Below are 19,735 nucleotides of genomic sequence, written 5' to 3' on the forward strand. Positions count from 1 at the left end.
TCTCGCACATTCTGGCACGCAACCAGTCAGATACCTCGCTGAGTTTACCCCGCCCGGGATTGCCCTGGCGCTTTGGCGCCAGCCCGCCCGTCTCGCGCTTGAGCTTGACCATGTCGTTGACGAACTTGATCGAAACCCGGAAATGCGCCGCCGCCCCACGGTGGGTATGACCCTCCTCGACAAACTCGACAACACGGCGGCGAAGCTCAAAGGGATGTGGCTTACCCATCTGTAACCCCCTATATCTGCCATACGCAGAGGGAATCACAGATCAATTCTCAGGGGAATCCCGAATCTGATCTACGCCGACACGCTCTAGTTCCTTTTCTCAGGACTGCGGTGGTGGATCCTGGAAGCTGCGGCCCTTGAGGCGTTCGATGGCATAGTCGATGTCGTCGACCAGGAGGACCAGAAGGTCCCCTTCGGTTGCCGCGTCTACAGCACGCTCGATAGCGGCGTGTTCTTCCATCACCACTTCAACCCGGCAGTCTTCTCCACTGTTTTCCGCACCGCGTTTCATCAGGCTGGCTGCCTCACCCACGGGCCGGCCTCGCGGATCGGTCTCGCAGATGAAGAGTTGGGAATGCATGCGGGCCAACTGGGCCCCCAGGGCCTCCAGATCCTCGTCGCGCCGATTGCCCGGCGCGCTGGCAACGGAGATGCGCTGTTTCGGTCCCAGGCTGAAGACCAGAGGTTCCAGGGCCTTCAACGCCGGTACGTTGTGTCCATAGTCGATCAGGCACTTGACGCCGTCGGCTTCCACCAGGTTGACGCGTCCAGGAAGCTGTCCCGGCGTTGGGTGGAAGGTCTGCAGGCCCATCCGGATGTCGCCGATGTTCAGGCCTAAAGCATGACCCGCGGCTGCTGCGGCCAGGGCATTCTGGATGTTGAAGGGGGCGTGTCCTTCAAAGGTGATGGGCACGTCATTGACATGAATGACCTCGGCCTCGACCTGGCCCTGGCGCATGACGATCATGCCGTCGGCAACGGTAAAGGCCACGCCGTGATCGGCGACATGCGCGCGCACCGGTTCGAAGTCCGGATCCAGGGTGAAATAGACAATCTTGCCGCGGGACCAGTAGGTGCCCTGCTCGAGGACCCGGGGATCGTCTGCATTGAGGACGCAGGTGCCCTCCGGCGATACGGCATCGACCACCACGGTCTTGCAGCGGGCCAACTCGTCCAGGGTGTGAATGTCGCCTTCGCCAAGATGGTCGCTGGCGATGTTGAGCAGGATGCCCACATCGCAGCTGTCGAAGCCCAGGCCGCGGCGCAGGATGCCGCCGCGCGCGACTTCCAGGACGGCATTTTCGACACCCGGTTCCTTGAGGACGATGGAGGCCGCCTGGGGACCACTGTAATCGCCGCGCATCACCACGTGGTTGTCGATCTCGATGGTGCCGGTGCAGGCCATGCCGACGCGTCGTCCTGCCTGGCGCAGAAGATGGGAGACCAGGCGCGTGGTGGTGGTCTTGCCGTTCGTACCTGTAATGGCCGTGATGGGGATACGGGCGTCTTCGTTCTCTTCGGGAAACAGCATGTCGACCACATGCTGGCCCACATCACGTCCCTGGCCATGAGTGGGCGAGATGTGCATGCGGAATCCCGGCCCCGCATTGACCTCGACCACGCCGGCGGACTGCTCCTCGAGCGGACGGGTGAGGGTTTCGGCCAGCAGGTCGATGCCGATGATGTCCAGGCCGATCAGGCGACTTATGCGCTCGGCGGCATAGGCCACTTCCGGGTGGACGTCATCGGTCAGGTCGGTGGCAGTTCCCCCGGTGGAGAGATTGGCCGTGGACTTGAGAAAGACGACCTCGCCTTCGGGGATGATGCTGTCCAGACTGAGTCCGGCCTGACCAATCAGGCGTTCGGTCTGCACATCGATCTCGATCCGGGTCAGAAGGTTTTCGTGGCCCACACCCCGCCTGGGATCCTGGTTCTCGGTATCAACCAGTTCCTTGAGGGTGCTCTCGCCGTCACCGGTCACGTGAGCCGGACGGCGGCGGGCGGCGGCAATCAGCTTGCCGTCGATGACCAGGATGCGATGATCCTCGCCGCGGATGAACTGTTCAACCACCACGCTGTCGTGCCGCAGGGTTGCAGCCTGATAGGCCTCGCGCAGTTCGTCCTCATCATTGATGTTCGTGGTTACGCCGCGTCCGTGATTGCCCACGAGGGGCTTTACCGCCAGAGGATATCCGATGTCGTTGGCCGCTTCCAGGGCTTCCTCGATGGAGTAGCAGATACGACCGGCCGGGACCGGGATGCCGGCGTCGCCCAGGATCTGCTTGGTCCAGTCCTTGTCGTCGGCAATGGCGTGTCCGATGATCCCGGTTTTCTCGGTGACCGTGGCCTGGAAGCGCTTCTGCTTGTGACCCTGGCCCAGCTGGATGTAGCTGGTGTCCTGGGTCAGGCGGAAATAGGGGATGTTGCGGCGCCGGGCGGCTTCGACGATGGCAGCAGTGGAGGGGCCCAGCATGTGGGCATCGCGCACCTTTTTCAGGCGCGCTATGATCGGCTCCAGGTCAACTTCTTGGTTGTTGTAGAGACGTTCGACGATCTCCACGGCCTCGCGGCCAGCCGCCAGACCGCAGGCTTCGTCACGATAGCGATAACAGACGTTGTAGATGCCGGTATCATAGCTGTCGACGGTCTTGCCGTAACCCACGGAAAAGCCGATCAGATTTTGGAGCTCAATGGCCACGTGCTCGACCATGTGGCCGGCATAGGTGCCGCGTTCCACGCGCTGCAGGAAGCCGCCGGGCTCGCCCACGGAGCAGCGGTGATCGTAGATGCCGGGCATCAGGGCCTGCAGGCGCTTGGTAATGCCCGACACCTGGTCGCTGGGCCGTTGCTCCAGTTCCTCGATATCCAGGCGCATGAATATGGTGAGGTAACGGCTGTAGTAGTTGGGACCCCTGAGTGCGCGGTGTTCCAGTATCTTCATGAGTTCGTCCCGGCCATCTCTGTTAGTTCCGCGGCCGTGATATAGCGCTGGTTTGGCACATCGTAACCATAGCCGCTGATCAGGGCATGCATGATAACATTCTCCAGCGCCACTGGCTCCCCATCGTTCAATTCCGCTACGTTCGAGCTGCGTATCTTTCGGGAGTCGACGATGATGACATGGCCTGAGCCGATGGCCTCCATGACGCCCCCGGGATGGAAGATTACGGCCGAGTCCTCGCCCAGGCCAACTCCGATATATTCGGGGTTGGTGGCGCCGACTTCCATCAGCCGGGTAAAGCGTCCGCGTTCCAGGAAGTGGCTGTCGATAACGATGCCTTCGACGAAGGCCAGCCCACTGCTCATGCGAACGGCCCCCTTGCGCAGGGCGTCTGCTGCCAGGCCGTTGTAGATCATGGTTGCCGACATGGCTGCGGCCCCGGCGCTGGTCCCGGCCAGAACAGCTCCGTACTCGTGGCATTCACGTATGGCGTCCAGCAGGGGAGAGCCGCCCAGAACGTTGGTCAGGCGCAGCTGGTCCCCGCCGGTGAAGAAGATGATGCCGCAGCGCTTTACCGTTTCGATATGATGGCTCTTGCTTGCATCCTCGCGTGTGCGCACATCAATGCGATGCATGCGTTCCGCTCCAATGCGACTGAAGACGTCTTCATAGATGGGATAGATTTCGTCGGGGATGCTGCTCGCCGTTGCGATCACGGCGACCTCCCGATTGTCTACCGGAGCCAAGTCCAGAACGCGGCGCAGGATTTCCAAGTCCGATTCCTTGTCCTCGGCACCACCGATGGCGACCAGCCGTCCGCTCTTCTGCCAGGGGAGGATCTCTGCTTCTGTGGATGTATCGCTATCGTTCATCTCGACCTTCATCTTGCGTCTTTTAGAAGGGCGAGTCTCTCAACAGGCCCTGCCACCTTGAACCCCCTTTCTGCGTGAAAATCCAGCCCTAGTTTCACTGAAAGGCTTTCGGGGCGATTTGTGCAGCCCTACGGGCGTGAGCCCGACCCGCGGTCATGCAGGTCAACCCCGTACCTGTAGATGTCTCGAAACCTCCACGAAATTCAGGACAGCGCGCGATCTGTTTGAGCGCTTCCAGACCAGGACTGTCTTGCTCCTGAAATCGGGGTGAACGACCGGGCGGGCTTCCACACGGCGGCCCAGGAAGTTGAGCAGGCTTTCCGGATAGATGGTGATTCCCAGGCCAGCTGCAACCAGCCCAATCAGGGCGAGTGTGTTTGTGGCTTCGAGTGCCGGGCTCAGGCGCATGCCATGCTGACTGAAAACATCCTCCAGTTTCCAGCGATATTCGCCCCACTCCTCCATGTCACCTAGAACGAGTTTCTCATCCTTCAAGTCTCTGGGGGACAGTGTGTGCTTGCGCAGGAGAGCGTGATTCTTGGGTGTGACGACATACAGCCGTTCATCGGCGAGTTGAAGGCTATGGTATTCGGCGTTGTCGAAAGGACCAATCATGTAGCCGAGATCGATCTCGTCGTTGGCCAGGGCCATCTTCTGGCCCTGGGTGCGTATATAGCGAAGCTCGAGATCGATGTCGGGGTACTGCTGCTGGAATCGGGCGACTGTCTGCGGGACCATTTCCGTTGCCGCAAATGCCATGTAGGCCACACGAACCCGGCCTGTCTTTCCTTCGGCAACCCGCCTGGCGGCTTCCACGGAATGCGCATAGTCGGTGAGAACCGGAGTCAGGCCTTTGCATAATTCCTGTCCAGCGGCTGTCAAGGCTACGTCCCGTGTGGTTCGTTCAAGCAGCTTGTAATCCAGCAGGCTCTCAAGTTTCTTGATCCTGCGACTCAAGGCCGATTGGTCGATGGCCAGCCGCTCAGCCGTGCGGCGGAAATTCAACTCCTCGGCCAGAATCAGAAATGATTTCAGCAACGTGGCGTCCGGTGTCAGGTCGCTGGTTCTCGATACCATGTGCCTGCCTTTCGATTAATGCATATTACGCATTTATAAATGCCAAACTGTCAATTCCCATATGCGATCAATCTGTTTCAACATCACATCCTGCCAGAGGAAGAATTATTCCACTTTGTTCGTATGCCCGCAAACCTCTGGTTTCAAAGGCGGAGGGAACCAGGAGAACACCATGAGTGAAGTCGACAGCCGAGAACTTGAGCGTATGCTGCAGTCTGCGTTTGACGCATCAACCGAACTGTATAAAAAGCGTGGCTTTCAGCGCCGTGTGGGTTTCGGGCGCAAGCCGGCTCTTGTGAGCGTGGACCTGGCAAATGCCTGGACGCGTCCGGGCAATCCCTTCACCTGCGACCAGGAGAAGATGGACAACGAGATCATTCCCGGCATGCAACGACTTCTGGAAGCCTTCCGCGCGAACGGTTTGCCGGTCATCCATGTCACCACGGCCTATGAAATCACTGATCGCAATGCCGATTTCACGGATATGGGCCTGTGGCACAACAAGATCCCCGTGGAGGCCGTCAACCTGAAGGACGAGGACCTCTGGGCCATCGACAGCCGCATTGCGCCGATCGAGGGCGAATACACACTGCTGAAGAAGCGGGCGAGCTCATTCCATGGGACGGAGCTGGCCGGTATCCTGCGCGCCAACAACGTGGACACGATCCTTGTCACGGGCGTCACGGCCTGTGCCTGTGTGCGCCAGACGATCTGTGACGGCATTGCCGACGGCTTTCGCCCGATCGCTGTGCGCGAATGCATTGGCGACCGTGTCCCGGGGGCTGTTGCCTGGAACCTCTTCGACATCGATGCCAAGTTCGGCGACGTTCACTCCGTTGATGAGTGTGTCGACTACCTGAACAGCGTCAATTCCATGAGCACTGCTGCGGAGTGATGGACAAGAGCGCCTGCTGAGCCGCGGGCGTATCTTCCCGCTACCGTTCAGGACACCTCCGAAACCCCGCGCAAGTTCCTTGCGCGGGGTTTTTTCTATCGCAGGGCCTCCGGTGAGGGGGCCTGTCTGCGGAAGACTTCAGGTGTCAGGCCCTCGCGGTCGTGGAAGACGCGGATGAAGTGGGAGAGATCGCAGAAGCCGGTGGAAGTGGCGATGTCGGTGATCGTCATTTCGGGCTGACGCAGCATGAACTTGGCCTGAGCCAGGCGCATGCGGGTGCCTGCTTCGGCCGGCGTCAGGCCCAGGGCCTTGTGGAAGTGGCGTTCCAGCTTGCGGCGGCTGACCTGCAGGCCCTTGGCCAATTCCGCTATGGTCAGGGGGTCGTCCATGGCCTGCTGCATGCGGATGAGCGCCTTGCGCACCAACGGGTCCCGTGTGGTCAGTTCCATGGGCAGGCCGGGCTGCGGATTGTCGCCGGTCATGGCCTCGTCGATGATCATGATGTGCAGGCTCTTGCGCGCCGCGGATCGGCCGATGTGCCGGTCCACCAGGAAGGCGGCCAAGTGGGCAGAGCTGGCCCCGCCCGAACAGGTCAGGCGGTCCCGGTCGACGATGAAGATCTGGTCCGAAATGGGAACCAGTCCGTCGAACTGCTCCAGGAAATCTGCGTGGTGGAACCAGCTGACGCAACAGCGATAGCCCTGCATCAAGCCGGACCGGTACAGGATGAAGGCGCCGGTGCACACGCCCACCAGAGGAACTCCCAGCTCGGCGGCGCGCCTCAGGTAGGTGACGTATTCGGGGTTCAGCTTCTCGATCTCGTCGATCAGGCCGCCTACCACGACGATGTAGTCGAAACGCCGGGGATCCTCCAGGCGCTCATCCGGCTGGATGGTGACCCCGCAGCTGGAGCGCACCGGGTTCATCGAGGCCGACAGCACTTTCCAGCTGCAGTGAATGGGACGGGAGCGGTCGCCCTCGTCGGCCGCCAGGCGCAGCACATCCACGAAGTTGGCGAAGGCGGACAGGGTAAAGCGCCGGGCCAGCACGAAGCCGATGCGCAGGCGCGGTGTCGAACCATTCTGCAAAGCTGTGACCTCCGACATGCATGACGCAAATGTAACGTCATGATGACGCATTCATCCAGCCCTAGAAAGACGTTTCTCTTCAAGAATTACTGCAGTTTCGCTCTACGCACGAGGACCCTGCCATGACGCGATTTTCGGCGCTGTCACTACTGAAGAATGCCATGACCGGTCACAAGGACTGGGAGCCTCAGTGGCCGGATTCCGAGCCGAAGCAGGAGTACGATGTCGTCATCGTAGGCGCCGGCGGGCATGGCCTGGGGGCTGCCTATTACCTGGCCAAGGAACACGGCATCACCAATGTGGCCGTGATCGACAAGGGCTGGCTGGGCGGCGGCAATACGGGCCGCAACACCACGATCATCCGCTCCAACTACCTCTATGACGAAAGCGCGCGGATGTACGATCACGCGCTGGACCTCTGGGAGGGGCTGAGCCAGGAGCTGAACTACAACGTCATGTTCTCCCAGCGTGGCGTGATGATGCTGGCGCACAATGTCCACGACGTGCAGAGCTTCCATCGCCACCTGCATTCCAACCGCCTGAACGGGGTAGACAATCAGTGGCTGACACCGGAGGAGGCCAAGGCCTATTGCCCGCCCCTCAACATCTCGAAATCCGCGCGCTATCCCGTTATGGGCGCGGCCCTGCAAAGACGGGCCGGGACGGCGCGCCATGACGCCGTGGCCTGGGGCTATGCCCGGGCGGCTGCGGCCCGTGGGGTCGATATCGTGCAGAACTGTCCCGTCACCGCCATTCGCCGTGATTCCAACGGTGCCGTCGAGGGGGTGGAAACCGCGCGCGGCTTCATCCGCGCCAAGAAGGTGGCGGTTTCCGCAGCCGGCCACACCAGCGTCCTGATGGATACGGCGGGCGTGCGCCTGCCGCTGGAAAGCTACCCCCTGCAGGCCCTGGTCAGCGAGCCGGTCAAGCCGATCTTCCCCTGTGTGGTCATGTCCAACACGGTTCATGCCTACGTCAGCCAGTCCGACAAGGGCGAACTGGTGGTCGGCGCGGGCACCGACCAGTACACCAGCTATTCCCAGCGTGGGGGACTGCCCCACATACAGCACACCGTGGCGGCCGTCTGCGAGGTCTTCCCGATCTTCACGCGCATGCGGATGCTGCGCAAATGGGGCGGCATCGTCGATGTCACGCCCGACCGCTCGCCCATCCTGAACAAGACCCCGGTCCAGGGGCTTTACGTCAACTGCGGCTGGGGAACCGGCGGCTTCAAGGCCACGCCGGGCGCGGCCAATGTCCTGGCCTGGACCGTGGCCAGGGACGAACCGCACCCGATCAATGCCCCCTTCCACCTGGACCGCTTCCGCACAGGGCGCCTGATCGACGAGGCCGCGGCTGCGGCCGTGGCCCATTGATGACGTCGCGCGAAGGAGAGAACCGATGCTGCTGATTCACTGTCCCTACTGCGATGAAGACCTGCCGGAACTGGAATTCACCTATGCCGGCGAGGCCCATATCGACCGCCCAGCGGACCCGGCAAGCCTGGATGACGAGGCCTGGCGGAATTACCTCTTCATTCGCTCGAACGTAAAGGGGCCGCACTACGAGCGCTGGCGTCACAACCACGGTTGTGCCCGCTTCTTCAATGCCGTGCGGGATACCGTCAGCGATCGTTTCCTGACCACCTACCGGGTCGGTGAGCCGCGCCCGGATCTGGAAAGCCTGATCGGCAAGGAGGGCAGGGAATGACGGCCTTTCGTGTTGCAGAGTCCGGACGTGTCCGTCACGACCGTCCCGTTGAATTCCAGTTCGATGGACGCAGCTATCAGGGACTGGAGGGGGATACCCTGGCCTCGGCGCTGCTGGCCAATGGGGTCCACCTGCTGGGACGTTCCTTCAAGTACCATCGTCCGCGCGGCATCCTGACCGCCGGGTCCGAGGAACCCAATGCCCTGGTCGGCACACGGCGCGGCCCCGGCCGCTACGAGCCCAATACCCGTGCGACGGTGCAGGAGATCTGGGATGGCCTTCAGGCAGAGAGCCAGAACCGCTACCCGAAGCTGTCCTTCGACCTGGGCGCGATCAACGACCGGCTCTACATGCTTTTCTCGGCCGGCTTCTACTACAAGACCTTCATGTGGCCGCGCAGTTTCTGGGAGCGGGTCTACGAGCCCCTGATCCGCCGGGCCGCCGGCTTGGGCAAGGCGCCCCAGGAACCCGACCCGGACCACTATGCCGAACGCCATCTGCACACCGATATCCTGGTGGTGGGCGGCGGTCCGGCCGGCCTGTCGGCTGCGCGCAGTGCGGCCAAGTCGGGCGCTCGCGTGGTCCTGGTCGATGAATCCGCCGAGATGGGGGGACACCTGCTGTCGGAACCCGGACTGGTCATCGATGGGCAGCCTGCCTGGGACTGGCTGGCCGGCATGCTGGAGGAACTGCGCGAGCTGGGCGTGCGCGTCATGTCGCGGACCACGGCCATTGGCTACTATCACCAGAACTTCTTGGCGCTCTGCGAGCGTTTGAGCGACCACCTGAAGGAGGCGCCCGCCGACCTTCCGCGCGAGCGCCTGTGGCAGGTCCGGGCCGGACAGGTGGTGCTGGCCCAGGGTGCACTGGAGAAGCCCCTGGTGTTCGATGGCAACGACCGTCCGGGGGTGATGCTGGCCGGGGCCGCCCAGACCTATTTGCATCGCTATGGCGTGCGCGCTGGCGACCGGCATGTGGTCGCGACCTCGCACGATTCGGCCTGGCATGCCGCCTTCGACCTGTCCGATGCCGGCAGCCGCGTGGAGGCCATCGTCGATACGCGTGCAAACCCCTCGGATGCGTTGCGGGAGGCCGCGCGCGACCGTGGCATCCGGGTACTGTCGGGACATACGGTGACCGGCACCAGCGGACGCCTGCGCGTCAATGCGGTGCGGGTGAACCCGGTGCACGACGGCAGTGTCGGGCCCGCCGAAACACTGGGGTGCGACAGCCTGCTGATGTCCGGTGGCTGGACGCCGTCTCTGCATCTCTTCTCGCACACCAAGGGGACCCTGCGCTGGGACGACGAGAGCGACGCCTTCCTGCCGGACCAGCAGGCCGAGGCCTGTCACATTGCCGGTGCAGGGCGCGGGCTCTGGGGTGTGGAAGCCGTGCTGCAGGATGGTGACCTGCGTGGGGCAGAGGCGGCCGAGGCCGCTGGCCACAAGCCGGAAAGCGGGGCTTTCCAGGTCGAGAACGACCGGACCGGCAGTGGTGAAACCCACCGCGAGCTGCCCAGCGACCGCAAGCCGGGGCGTGCGCGCGCCTTCGTGGACTATCAGAACGACGTGACGGCCAAGGACATCCGCCTGGCGGTGCGTGAGGGCATGAAGTCCATCGAGCATGTGAAGCGCTATACCACCAACGGCATGGCGACCGACCAGGGCAAGCTGTCCAACATGAACGGCCTGATGATCGCCGCGGACGCAGTGGGCAAGGCGCCGCCGCAGGTGGGCCTGACGACCTTCCGGCCGCCCTATACGCCGACCACTTTCGGCGCCTTTGCCGGCTATCACCGGGGCGATCACTTCGAGGTGGTGCGCAAGACGCCCATCGACAGCTGGGCCGAGGAGAACGGGGCCGTCTTCGAGCCGGTCTCGCAATGGCGACGTGCCTGGTACTTCCCCCGGCAAGGCGAGGACATGGAAGCGGCCGTGGCCCGCGAATGTCTGGCCACGCGCAAGTCGCTGGGCATCTTCGATGCCTCGACCCTGGGCAAGATCGAGATTGCCGGCCCGGATGCGGTGGAGTTCATGAACCGCATGTACACCAACCCCTGGACCAAGCTGGCCCCCGGCCGCTGCCGCTATGGCCTGCTGCTGGGCGAGGACGGTTTCATTCGCGATGATGGTGTGATCGGGCGTCTGTCGGACGACCTGTTCCACGTGACCACCACCACGGGCGGTGCCGCACGTGTGCTCACCATGATGGAGGACTACCTGCAGACCGAGTGGCCGGACCTGAATGTCTGGCTGACCTCGACCACCGAGCAGTGGGCCACCATCGCGCTCAATGGTCCCAATGCGCGGCGCGTGCTGGAGCCCTTCGTCGAGGGCCAGGACCTGTCGCCGGAGGCCTTCGTCCACATGTCCGTGGCCGAGTGCAGGGTGGCCGGTTTCCCGGCGCGCCTGTTCCGCCTGAGCTTTACCGGCGAGTTGAGCTTCGAGATCAACGTGCCGGCGCGCTACGGGCGTGCCCTCTGGGAAAAGCTCTACGAGGCCGGGCAGCAGTACGACGTCTGCCCCTACGGCACGGAGACCATGCACGTCCTGCGCGCCGAGAAGGGCTTCATCATCGTCGGTCAGGACACCGACGGGACGGTGACGCCGGACGATGCCGGCATGAGCTGGGCCGTGGGCAAGAAGAAGACCGACTTCGTGGGCATGCGTTCGCTCAGCCGTCCTGACCTGGTGGCACCGGGCCGCAAGCAGCTGGTGGGCCTGCTGACCGAGGACGGCTCGGTGCGCCTGGACGAGGGGGCACAGGTTGTGGCCGATCCGAACCAGTCGGTGCCCATGGCGATGATCGGGCACGTCAGTTCGTCCTATCACAGCGCCACGCTAGGCCGTTCCATTGCACTGGCCCTTCTGAAGGATGGCCGGAACCTGAAGGGGCAGGAGGTCTATGTTCCGCTGCCCAGCGGCCTGCACAAGGCCCGTGTGACCGACACGGTATTCTATGATCCCGAAGGCGAGCGCCTGAAGGTCTGAGGCGAAGGAGACGGCAGATGAGCAAAGCAAGCAAGATCAACCCGGTGCGAGGGCCGGTCCAGCTGGAGGTCATGGAGCCGGTGGCGCGCTTCTCCCTGCGCGTGGGCAAGCAGGGCAGGCAACAACTGGGACAGGCCCTGGGCCTGGAGCTGCCGGAGCGCATCGGTATGCGCAGCAGCCAGGGGGGCCGCGAGGCGCTCTGCCTGGGTCCGGACGAGTGGGTGGTTCTGGCGCCCGAGGCCGAGCGTGAGACACTTTTCACCGCTGCGCTCGAGGCCTATGCCGAGGTTCCGCACAGCCTGGCGGAGATCAGCGACCGCGAAATCACCCTGCGCCTCGAGGGAGAACGGGCGACGGACCTTCTGACCATTGCCTGTCCGCGCAATCTGGAGCTGATGCCGCCAGGAAGCGGCCGGCGAACCGTCATGGGCGGCATCCAGGTCGTGCTCTGGCGCGACGGCCAGGATGCCTACCGCCTGGATGTCTGGCGCTCCTTCTTCGATTACATCCACTCGCTTCTGGAAACCGGGAACCGTGAATTCGCCGCGGAAGCCCAACTGGAAAGCCAGAGTGCCTGAGGCAGAACAGCAGGCCAGTATACGCCTGATGCAGGAGACATGAGATGTTCGAGATGACAGGTCAGCCAGGGCTGACGGACCAGGCCATAGCGGCGGCCATCGATCGGGAACTCGGGCGGCAGCAGGACCAGATCGAGCTGATCGCGTCCGAGAACATCGTGTCTCCGGACGTTTTGAAAGCCCAGGGATCCGTGCTGACCAACAAGTATGCCGAGGGCTATCCCGGCCGGCGCTACTACGGGGGCTGCGAGTACGTGGACGAGGTCGAAACCATCGCCCTGGAGCGGGCGCGCCGTCTGTTCGGGGCGGCCTATGCGAATGTGCAGCCGCATTCGGGCGCCCAGGCCAACCAGGCGGTCTTCCTGGCTCTGCTGCAGCCGGGTGATCGAATCATGGGCCTGTCGCTGGCCCACGGCGGGCACCTGACCCATGGCTCGCCGGTGACGATGTCCGGAAAATGGTTCGATGTGGTGTCCTATGAAGTGCAGCCGGACAGCCACCTGATCGACATGGAGGAGGTGCGCCGCCAGGCCCTGGAAACCCGGCCGAAGATGATCGTGGCCGGGGCCTCGGCCTATCCGCGGGCCATCGACTTCGCCGCTTTCCGCCGGATTGCAGACGAGGTGGGGGCCTGGCTGATGGTGGACATGGCACACTACGCCGGGCTTGTCGCCGCCGGGCACTATCCCGACCCGCTGCCCCATGCACACGTGGTGACCTCGACCACGCACAAGACCTTGCGTGGTCCGCGCGGCGGGCTGATCCTCAGCAACGAATTGGAGCTGGGCAAGAAGTTCAACTCGGCGGTCTTCCCGGGGAACCAGGGCGGGCCGTTGATGCATGTGATCGCCGCCAAGGCCGTGGCCTTCGGCGAGGCGCTGCAGCCCGGGTTCCGCGACTATGCCCGCCAGGTGATCGACAACGCACGCGCCCTGGCCGATGTGCTGCAGGAGGGCGGTCTGGGCATCATCTCGGGCGGTACGGACTCGCACATGGTGCTGGTGGACCTGCGCCCGAAGGGTGTGACCGGCAAGCTTGCCGAGATCGCACTGGAGCGGGCCGGCCTGACTTGCAACAAGAACGCCATTCCCTTCGATCCGGAAAAGCCTTTCGTGACCTCGGGCATTCGCCTGGGCAGTTCGGCCGGGACGACCCGGGGCTTCGGGGAAGCGGAATTCCGCAAGGTGGGCGCGTTGATCCTGAAGGTCCTGGACGCCCAGAATGGGGATGAGACGCAGGCGGGCGAGCAGGAAGCCGCCGTGCGCGCCGAGGTCCAGACGCTCTGCCGCGCCCATCCCATCTACGCCCCTTCGGGAGGTTAAAGCCATGTTCCTGTCGGTCTGCGATATCTTCAAGATCGGCATCGGTCCCTCCTCGTCCCATACCATGGGACCGATGACGGCGGCCGCCTGCTTTCTGGACAGCCTGAAGGAAGCGGGACTGCAGGATGGTGCGGCGCTCCACCTGAAGGTCCGCCTGCACGGCTCGCTGGCCTTTACCGGCAAGGGGCATGCGACCGACAGGGCGGTGATCCTTGGGCTCTGCGGCCTGATCCCAGACAGCCTGAACCCTGACGAAGCGGAAGCCCTGGAGGCGCGGGTCTATGAAAGTGCGACCGTGGTGCCGCCCGGTTTCGCCCCCCTGCATTTCGATCCGCAGACCGACCTGGTCTTCGATTACGGACCACCCTTGCCGGGGCATGCCAATGGCCTGGTCATGCAGGCCCTGGATGACGCCGGAACCCTGCGGCTGGAGCGGACTTACTACTCGGTGGGCGGCGGCTTTGTCCTGACCGAAGAGGAACTGCAGGCGCTGGGCAATGGCGAGGAAATGGCGAGCGGAGAGGAGGAGAACCAGCCGGGTTATCCCTACCCCTTCGAGACCGCACAGCAGATGCTGCAGATGGCTGCCGACGCCGGGCTGACCATTGCCGAGATGAAGCGTGTCAACGAGCTGGCCTGTCACCATGACCGCCTGGACGAGAAGCTGGATGCCATCTGGCAGGCCATGGACAGCTGCATCGAACGGGGTCTGCGGATGGATGGTATCCTGCCGGGTGGCCTGAAAGTGCGCCGGCGGGCCAAGGCCATATACGGCCAGTTGACGGCCGAGCGCGGGCGCAACATCGACCAGCCGCATGTGGTCAACGACTGGCTGAGTGTCTATGCGATGGCAGTCAACGAGGAGAACGCCGCCGGCGCGCGCGTGGTGACCTCTCCCACCAACGGGGCGGCCGGGGTGGTGCCGGCCGTGGTCCGCTATTACAGGGATCACTGCATCGGCGGCAATCACCAGGGCATCCGGGACTTCCTGCTGACCGCTGCAGCCATCGGCGGCCTGATCAAGCACAATGCCTCGATCTCGGGCGCCGAAGTGGGGTGCCAGGGCGAAGTGGGCTCCGCCTCGGCCATGGCGGCGGCCGGTCTCTGCGCCGCGCTGGGCGGCACCAACGAGCAGATCGAGAATGCCGCGGAGATCGCGCTGGAGCATCATCTTGGCATGACCTGCGACCCGGCCGCCGGCCTGGTCCAGGTGCCCTGCATCGAGCGCAATGCCCTGGGCGCGATCAAGGCCGTTTCCGCGGCCAGCCTGTCCCTGCGCGGTGACGGGCGTCACTTCATGCCGCTGGACAACTGCATCAAGGTGATGATGCAGACCGGCCAGGACATGAACGAGAAGTACAAGGAAACCTCGACCGGCGGTATCGCCGTGAACCTGGCGGAGTGTTGAGCGAGGGAGGCGCGGCCCGCCGGTCCGCTTCGTCAGATCAGGCGTGATGCTGCGTCATGCTGCCTTGGCTTCGGCCACGCTGTAGCGCCCACGGCTTTCGAGCCACATCAGGGTCAGTTTCATCGCGCCCATGGCGAACAGCACCAACAGCATGATGCAGACCGAGAAGGCTGCGGCCTGGGTCGTGAAACCGGCCTGGTCGAGCCGCAACACGGACACGGCGCCCACACTGAGCGATGGTGTGATCAGGAAGATCACGGCTGACAGCGTCACCATCGAGCGCATGAACAGGAAGAAGAACACGGCCACGAGGGTCGGCAGCATGATCGGCAGGATGGCATCGCGCAAACCCTGCAGGGGGCTGCCGCCAAGGCAGGTGACGGATTCTTCCAGCGACTTGGGCACGGTCCTGATTCCGGCCACCATCGTCAGGAATCCCTGTGAGTGGTAGTGGTAGAAGTTGCAGAAGGCGATCAGCAGGGCCGAGCCATAGAGCGCGCCCATGATCGTCCCGCCGACATTGAATGACAGGACGTAGGACAGGCCGAGCACCAGGCCCGGCACGCCCACCGGCACGATGGCCAGCAGGTAGACAGCCTTGGCCGCCGCGCGCGGCAGCCCGCGTTGCGCCAAGACCAGGGCAAACAGCAGCACGACGCCGATCACTGCCGCCTGCGTGGACACCAGCAGGGAGGTCCAGAGCGGCGTGTAGCCCCCCTGGGTTGTGATGTTGTAGTTGTCCAGGGTCAAGGTCATGCGGTAGGGCCAGAGTTGGACGAAACTGGCATAGACGACCGTCACGACGACCGCGATCAGGAAGAAGCCGGTGAAATGGCTGACGATTCCCAGCGGAATGTCGCGGGCGGGCAGGAAGTTGCGAGGCACGGGAATGGCGCTTTCCGAACCACCACCGAACTGGCGCTGCGAGGCCACCTTCTCGATATAGAAGGCGACCCCCGTCGGGATCAGCAGGAAGATTCCGATCACCGCACCCATGTTGAAATTCATCTGCCCCACGACCTGGGAATAGATCTCGGTTGCCAGCACGCGATAGTCCCCGCCTATGACCGCGGCGTTGCCGAAGTCGGTGATGGTCACGGTGAAGACCACGAAAGCCGCGCTCAGCAGGCCGAACTTGGCATTGGGCAGCGTGATGTCGACAAAGCGGCGCCAGTTGGAGGCGCCCATCACCATGGCGGCATCGTAATAGCGGACGTCGGAATGCCGGAGCGAGGCCTGGATGATCATCACGGCCTGGGGCAGGGCATACATGCTGTTCGCGATCACGAGGCCCCAGAGACCGTAGATCTGCATGTCCCAGCCGGTCGCCTGGTTCACCAGGCCATTGCGTCCGAACAGGAACAGCAGGCCCAGGGCCTGCACCAGCGACGGAGCCAGGAGCGGCAGGAGCAGCGCGAGCATGATGATCGACCGGCCGATGATCGTCGTGCGCTGGAGCATGTAGGCAATCGCAAACCCCAGCAGGATGCAGACAACGGTGGTGATCGAGCTCATCACCAGGCTGTTCCCGACAACGCCGGGTATATGCGACATGGCGAGGACGCTGGCGTAATTGCCAAGGCCGAGAGAGGCGTCGTCCTGCAGAAAGCTGCGATGCACCACCAGGGCCAGGGGGTAGAGGAAGAAAAGTGCGAGCCCCAGCATCGGCACGAAGAAGGACACCAGATGAAGAAGCCTGGCCTGGCGTGCAGAGCCGCGCTGGCTGGAGGCCTCCCCCGGCTGAGGGAGCTGCGGCTGACGGGGCTGTGTCACCGGTTTCATGCGCGAACCCATGTCCCCGCAGCGGGCCTTACCTCGAAGGCCACGCGGTCTCCAGGCTGAAACGGGTCATCGCTATGGACCTCGGAAACCAGGTTCTGGCCGTGCCATTCCACCGTGATCCGGCTGATGTTTCCAAGAAAGGTGACATGGGTGACTCTGGCGTCCCCATCGCCGTCGGGGCGAAGTCCAAGCTGTTCCGGGCGCAGTGCCAGAAGCTGTGTCGCCGCGTCCTCAGGCTTGTGATCCAGCAAGTCCGATGACAGCTGGGCGGCCGTCTGTTCGTCCAGCAGATTGCTGATACCCACGAAATCGGCGACGAAACGCGTTTGCGGCCTGGCGTAGAGGTCCTGTGGTGTGCCCACCTGTTCGATCCGCCCGTCCTTCATGCAGACGATCCTGTCCGCCATCGTCAGAGCCTCTTCCTGGTCATGAGTGACCATGATGGTCGGAATACCGAGGCGGCGTTGCACGTCGCGGATTTCAGTGCGCATTTCCGCACGCACACGGGCATCAAGCGCGGAAAGCGGTTCGTCGAGCAGAAGAAGGGCGGGATCCACAGCCAGCGCCCGGGCAATGGCGACACGTTGCTGCTGGCCGCCGGACAGTTCATGGGGGTAGCGCTCCGCAAGTTCGGGAAAGCGCACCAGTTCCATGAGATCACGCACCTTGGCGTCGACCTTGTCGCGGGGCCATTTCCGGATCTTCAATCCGTAGCCGATATTCTCGGCCACGGTCATGTTCGGAAAGAGGGAGTAGGACTGGAAGACGATGCCGAAGCCCCGGTGCTGTGCATCGATCTCGCGCAGATCCCTTTCCCCTATTTTCAAGGTTCCTGAATCAAAGGGCTCAAGCCCGGCGATGATGCGCAACAGGGTTGTCTTGCCGCAGCCACTGGGTCCCAGAAGGCAGACGAATTCCTCGCTGCCGACTTCCAGGCTGACGTTGTGCAGCGCCTGAAATTGACCGAAGAATTTCGAGACGTCCTGAATGAAAAGATGCATTGGGAAAAGGGTCCTGAAAAAAGCCCCCCGCGGCCAAGCCGCGGAGGGCATCGTCCATACAGGAATTACCGGCCTACGGTATCACGCCATTTGCTGATAATTCCCTCGCGCTCCTTGCCGGATGCTGCGAAATCCATGGGGAACAGCACCTCATCCAGATTCTCTGGCAGGTTGGCATCATCCGCCAGCGGAGAGCGGGCCACGTCCGGGATCGTCACCACGGCCTTGTACTCGGAATAGACGGAGGTCGCGCTGTCGGAAAGCGTCCAGTCCAGGAAGCGCTTGGCATCCTCGGGGTTGTCCGTTCCCGCCATGAGGCCATTCGCCTCGAGTTCATAGCCGGCGTAATCCTCGGGAATCACCATCTCCAGGGGATAGCCCTGGGAGATGCCCTGCATGGCCACGAAGGAAAGGGATGCGCCCACAGTGTACTCTCCGACCTGGGCCATGCGGCAGGGACGGGATCCTGAGGTGGTGTATTGGGCCATGCTTGCATCGAGGTCCTCGATCAGCTGCCAGCCCTCTTCTTCGCCCAGCCCCTGCAGGATCGCGGCCACCATCAGGTATCCCGTACCTGACGAGCCCGGGTCCGGCATGACGACTTCGCCCTCGAAGGCCGGATCCAGCAGGTCCGTCCATTTCCGCGGCATCTCGGCGCCGATTTCCTCAAGGCGCGGCTTGTTCACGCAGAAGGCGCCCATGTAGCCGACCGGCGCGAACCAGCGATTGTCATCGGCCTTGTACTGATCGGCCAGTTGATCGAGACCGGCAGCTTCGTAGGGTTCCAGCTGGTCGCCGATTTGTGGGTCGAGAATGTTCGTCACGGCGAAGCCCCAAAGCACGTCGGCCTGGGGATTGTCGGCCTCGGCAATCAGCCGGGCCCCCAGGTCGCCTGTCGACAGGCGGAGTGCTTCCACCTCGATGTCGGGCAGGGCTTCCTTGGCCGCTTCCAGATAGGCAGCGACTTCCTCTTCTTCCAAAGCCGTGTAGACGGTGATTGTGCCTGCATGGGCCGTGCCGATCATGGCAAGCCCCGTAGCAGCGCCCGCAATCCATTTCAGGTATCGCATTGTCATGAAGATAGCCTCCTTGTTGGTGGGTTATTGATCTTTTCCGAAAACGGTAGCGCATCCTCGTGATTGTGGCAAGATGTGGAAATATGCAAAAAGTGGTCATATGACTGGCAATGAATTACCGGAGGAAGAATCGATGCCCCCGAACACGCCGCAGGCTGAATTGGAGTGTCTGGCCGGGACGACGGATTTCGCTGCAGAGCTTGCGCGACGGGCCGGACAGCTGGCCTTGCAGTACTTTCGCCAGCGGCTGGACATCGAACTCAAGGGGGATGAAAGCCCCGTCACGATTGCCGACAGAGCTGTCGAACGCCTGTTGCGGACAGACATCCGTGAACGCTTTCCCGGGCATGCCATTCTTGGCGAGGAATACGGGCACACGGGCACGAACGAGGCTTTCACCTGGGTCCTGGATCCCATAGACGGCACGCGCAGCTTCATCACGGGCTGGCCGATCTGGGGAACCCTGGTGGCCTTGCTGCACAACGGCCGGCCGGAGGTGGGAATCATCGAAATGCCGGCGCTCTCCGAGCGCTGGATTGCAGCCCGCACGAGGGGGACACGCTTCGAGGATGTTTCGGGCGACACCTCTCGTGCCGTCACCAGCGGGGCCAGGACCATGGCCGAAGCCCGCTTCTATACCACCTCGCTCCTGTTCTTCGAAGGCGAGAGCCGCCAGCGCGTGGAGAAGATCGCCCAGGCCGCACACACGGCCCGCTTCGGAGGGGATTGCTATATCTACGGACTCTTGGCCAGCGGGCATGTTGACCTGGTCATCGAGAACAGGTTGATGCCATATGACTTCCTGGCCACGGTTCCCGTGGTGGAAGAGGCCGGCGGTATCATCACGGATTGGTCGGGCCGGGCCCTCGACGTGGAGTCTGATGGACGGGTCGTTGCGGCCGCGACGCCCGAACTGCATGAAACCGCGCTGAAGATGCTGTCGGCCTGACGCCTGGCAAGCGCTTCAGGCGACCGAAAGGGAAGCA

Annotated in this window: 16 protein-coding genes; 8 read left to right on the plus strand and 8 right to left on the minus strand. The window is 63.1% G+C overall.

Features of this window, described 5'->3' with window-relative positions; genetic code table 11:
• The 4 genes from BP38_RS22570 to BP38_RS0108865 all read right to left on the minus strand — a co-directional run.
• On the minus strand, nt 1-229 hold a 229-nt coding region (locus tag BP38_RS22570; protein WP_211250277.1), incomplete at its 3' end, for a COG3415 family protein.
• Between the two features lie 99 nt (nt 230-328).
• Nucleotides 329-2,950 (minus strand): cyanophycin synthetase, encoded by a 2,622-nt coding sequence (gene cphA, locus BP38_RS0108855; protein ID WP_035724436.1) that lies wholly within the window; start codon nt 2,948-2,950, stop codon nt 329-331.
• Nucleotides 2,947-3,822: a cyanophycinase gene (locus tag BP38_RS0108860; RefSeq protein WP_051609192.1), complete on the minus strand. Its 876-nt coding sequence runs from the start codon at nt 3,820-3,822 to the stop codon at nt 2,947-2,949. The genes cphA and BP38_RS0108860 overlap by 4 nt, the downstream gene beginning before the upstream one ends.
• Nucleotides 3,823-3,984: 162 nt before the next feature.
• On the minus strand, nt 3,985-4,899 hold the full coding sequence (locus BP38_RS0108865; RefSeq protein ID WP_035724438.1) for a LysR family transcriptional regulator: 915 nt from the start codon (nt 4,897-4,899) through the stop codon (nt 3,985-3,987).
• 172 nt (nt 4,900-5,071) lie between these two features.
• Here BP38_RS0108865 and BP38_RS0108870 point away from each other — a divergent pair, with 172 nt between their 5' ends.
• Complete coding sequence (locus tag BP38_RS0108870; RefSeq protein WP_026987438.1) at nt 5,072-5,794, plus strand: isochorismatase family protein; 723 nt, start codon at nt 5,072-5,074, stop codon at nt 5,792-5,794.
• Between the two features lie 95 nt (nt 5,795-5,889).
• Here BP38_RS0108870 and BP38_RS0108875 read toward each other — a convergent pair whose 3' ends face one another.
• Nucleotides 5,890-6,900: a GlxA family transcriptional regulator gene (locus BP38_RS0108875; protein WP_035724440.1), complete on the minus strand. Its 1,011-nt coding sequence runs from the start codon at nt 6,898-6,900 to the stop codon at nt 5,890-5,892.
• Between the two features lie 104 nt (nt 6,901-7,004).
• Here BP38_RS0108875 and BP38_RS0108880 point away from each other — a divergent pair, with 104 nt between their 5' ends.
• The 6 genes from BP38_RS0108880 to BP38_RS0108905 are packed head-to-tail and all read left to right on the plus strand — an operon-like array spanning nt 7,005 to nt 14,890.
• Nucleotides 7,005-8,258 (plus strand): sarcosine oxidase subunit beta family protein, encoded by a 1,254-nt coding sequence (locus tag BP38_RS0108880; RefSeq protein WP_026987440.1) that lies wholly within the window; start codon nt 7,005-7,007, stop codon nt 8,256-8,258.
• Between the two features lie 25 nt (nt 8,259-8,283).
• Nucleotides 8,284-8,592 carry a sarcosine oxidase subunit delta gene (locus tag BP38_RS0108885; RefSeq protein ID WP_026987441.1) on the plus strand — a complete coding sequence of 103 codons (309 nt, stop codon included), beginning with the start codon at nt 8,284-8,286 and terminating at the stop codon, nt 8,590-8,592.
• On the plus strand, nt 8,589-11,582 hold the full coding sequence (locus tag BP38_RS0108890; RefSeq protein ID WP_026987442.1) for a sarcosine oxidase subunit alpha: 2,994 nt from the start codon (nt 8,589-8,591) through the stop codon (nt 11,580-11,582). The genes BP38_RS0108885 and BP38_RS0108890 overlap by 4 nt, the downstream gene beginning before the upstream one ends.
• A gap of 17 nt (nt 11,583-11,599) precedes the next feature.
• Complete coding sequence (locus BP38_RS0108895; RefSeq protein WP_026987443.1) at nt 11,600-12,160, plus strand: sarcosine oxidase subunit gamma; 561 nt, start codon at nt 11,600-11,602, stop codon at nt 12,158-12,160.
• Between the two features lie 44 nt (nt 12,161-12,204).
• Nucleotides 12,205-13,482, plus strand: a complete 1,278-nt coding sequence (gene glyA, locus BP38_RS0108900; protein WP_026987444.1) for a serine hydroxymethyltransferase — start codon at nt 12,205-12,207, stop codon at nt 13,480-13,482.
• A gap of 4 nt (nt 13,483-13,486) precedes the next feature.
• Complete coding sequence (locus tag BP38_RS0108905; protein ID WP_026987445.1) at nt 13,487-14,890, plus strand: L-serine ammonia-lyase; 1,404 nt, start codon at nt 13,487-13,489, stop codon at nt 14,888-14,890.
• Between the two features lie 54 nt (nt 14,891-14,944).
• Here BP38_RS0108905 and BP38_RS0108910 read toward each other — a convergent pair whose 3' ends face one another.
• The 3 genes from BP38_RS0108910 to BP38_RS0108920 all read right to left on the minus strand — a co-directional run bounded on the left by BP38_RS0108910 (nt 14,945) and on the right by BP38_RS0108920 (nt 18,749).
• On the minus strand, nt 14,945-16,672 hold the full coding sequence (locus tag BP38_RS0108910) for an ABC transporter permease subunit (protein WP_051609155.1): 1,728 nt from the start codon (nt 16,670-16,672) through the stop codon (nt 14,945-14,947).
• Nucleotides 16,669-17,673 carry an ABC transporter ATP-binding protein gene (locus tag BP38_RS19825; RefSeq protein ID WP_035724443.1) on the minus strand — a complete coding sequence of 335 codons (1,005 nt, stop codon included), beginning with the start codon at nt 17,671-17,673 and terminating at the stop codon, nt 16,669-16,671. Before BP38_RS19825 ends, BP38_RS0108910 begins: the two co-directional genes overlap by 4 nt.
• A gap of 65 nt (nt 17,674-17,738) precedes the next feature.
• Nucleotides 17,739-18,749 (minus strand): ABC transporter substrate-binding protein, encoded by a 1,011-nt coding sequence (locus tag BP38_RS0108920; RefSeq protein ID WP_211250279.1) that lies wholly within the window; start codon nt 18,747-18,749, stop codon nt 17,739-17,741.
• Between the two features lie 133 nt (nt 18,750-18,882).
• Between BP38_RS0108920 and hisN the strand changes: the two genes are divergently transcribed.
• Entirely contained in the window at nt 18,883-19,698 is an 816-nt protein-coding gene (gene hisN / locus BP38_RS0108925) for a histidinol-phosphatase (protein WP_051609156.1), read from the plus strand.
• The last annotated feature ends 37 nt before the right edge of the window (nt 19,699-19,735 follow it).

The organism is Fodinicurvata fenggangensis DSM 21160 (assembly GCF_000686045.1).
Taxonomy (GTDB): domain Bacteria; phylum Pseudomonadota; class Alphaproteobacteria; order Kiloniellales; family DSM-21159; genus Fodinicurvata; species Fodinicurvata fenggangensis.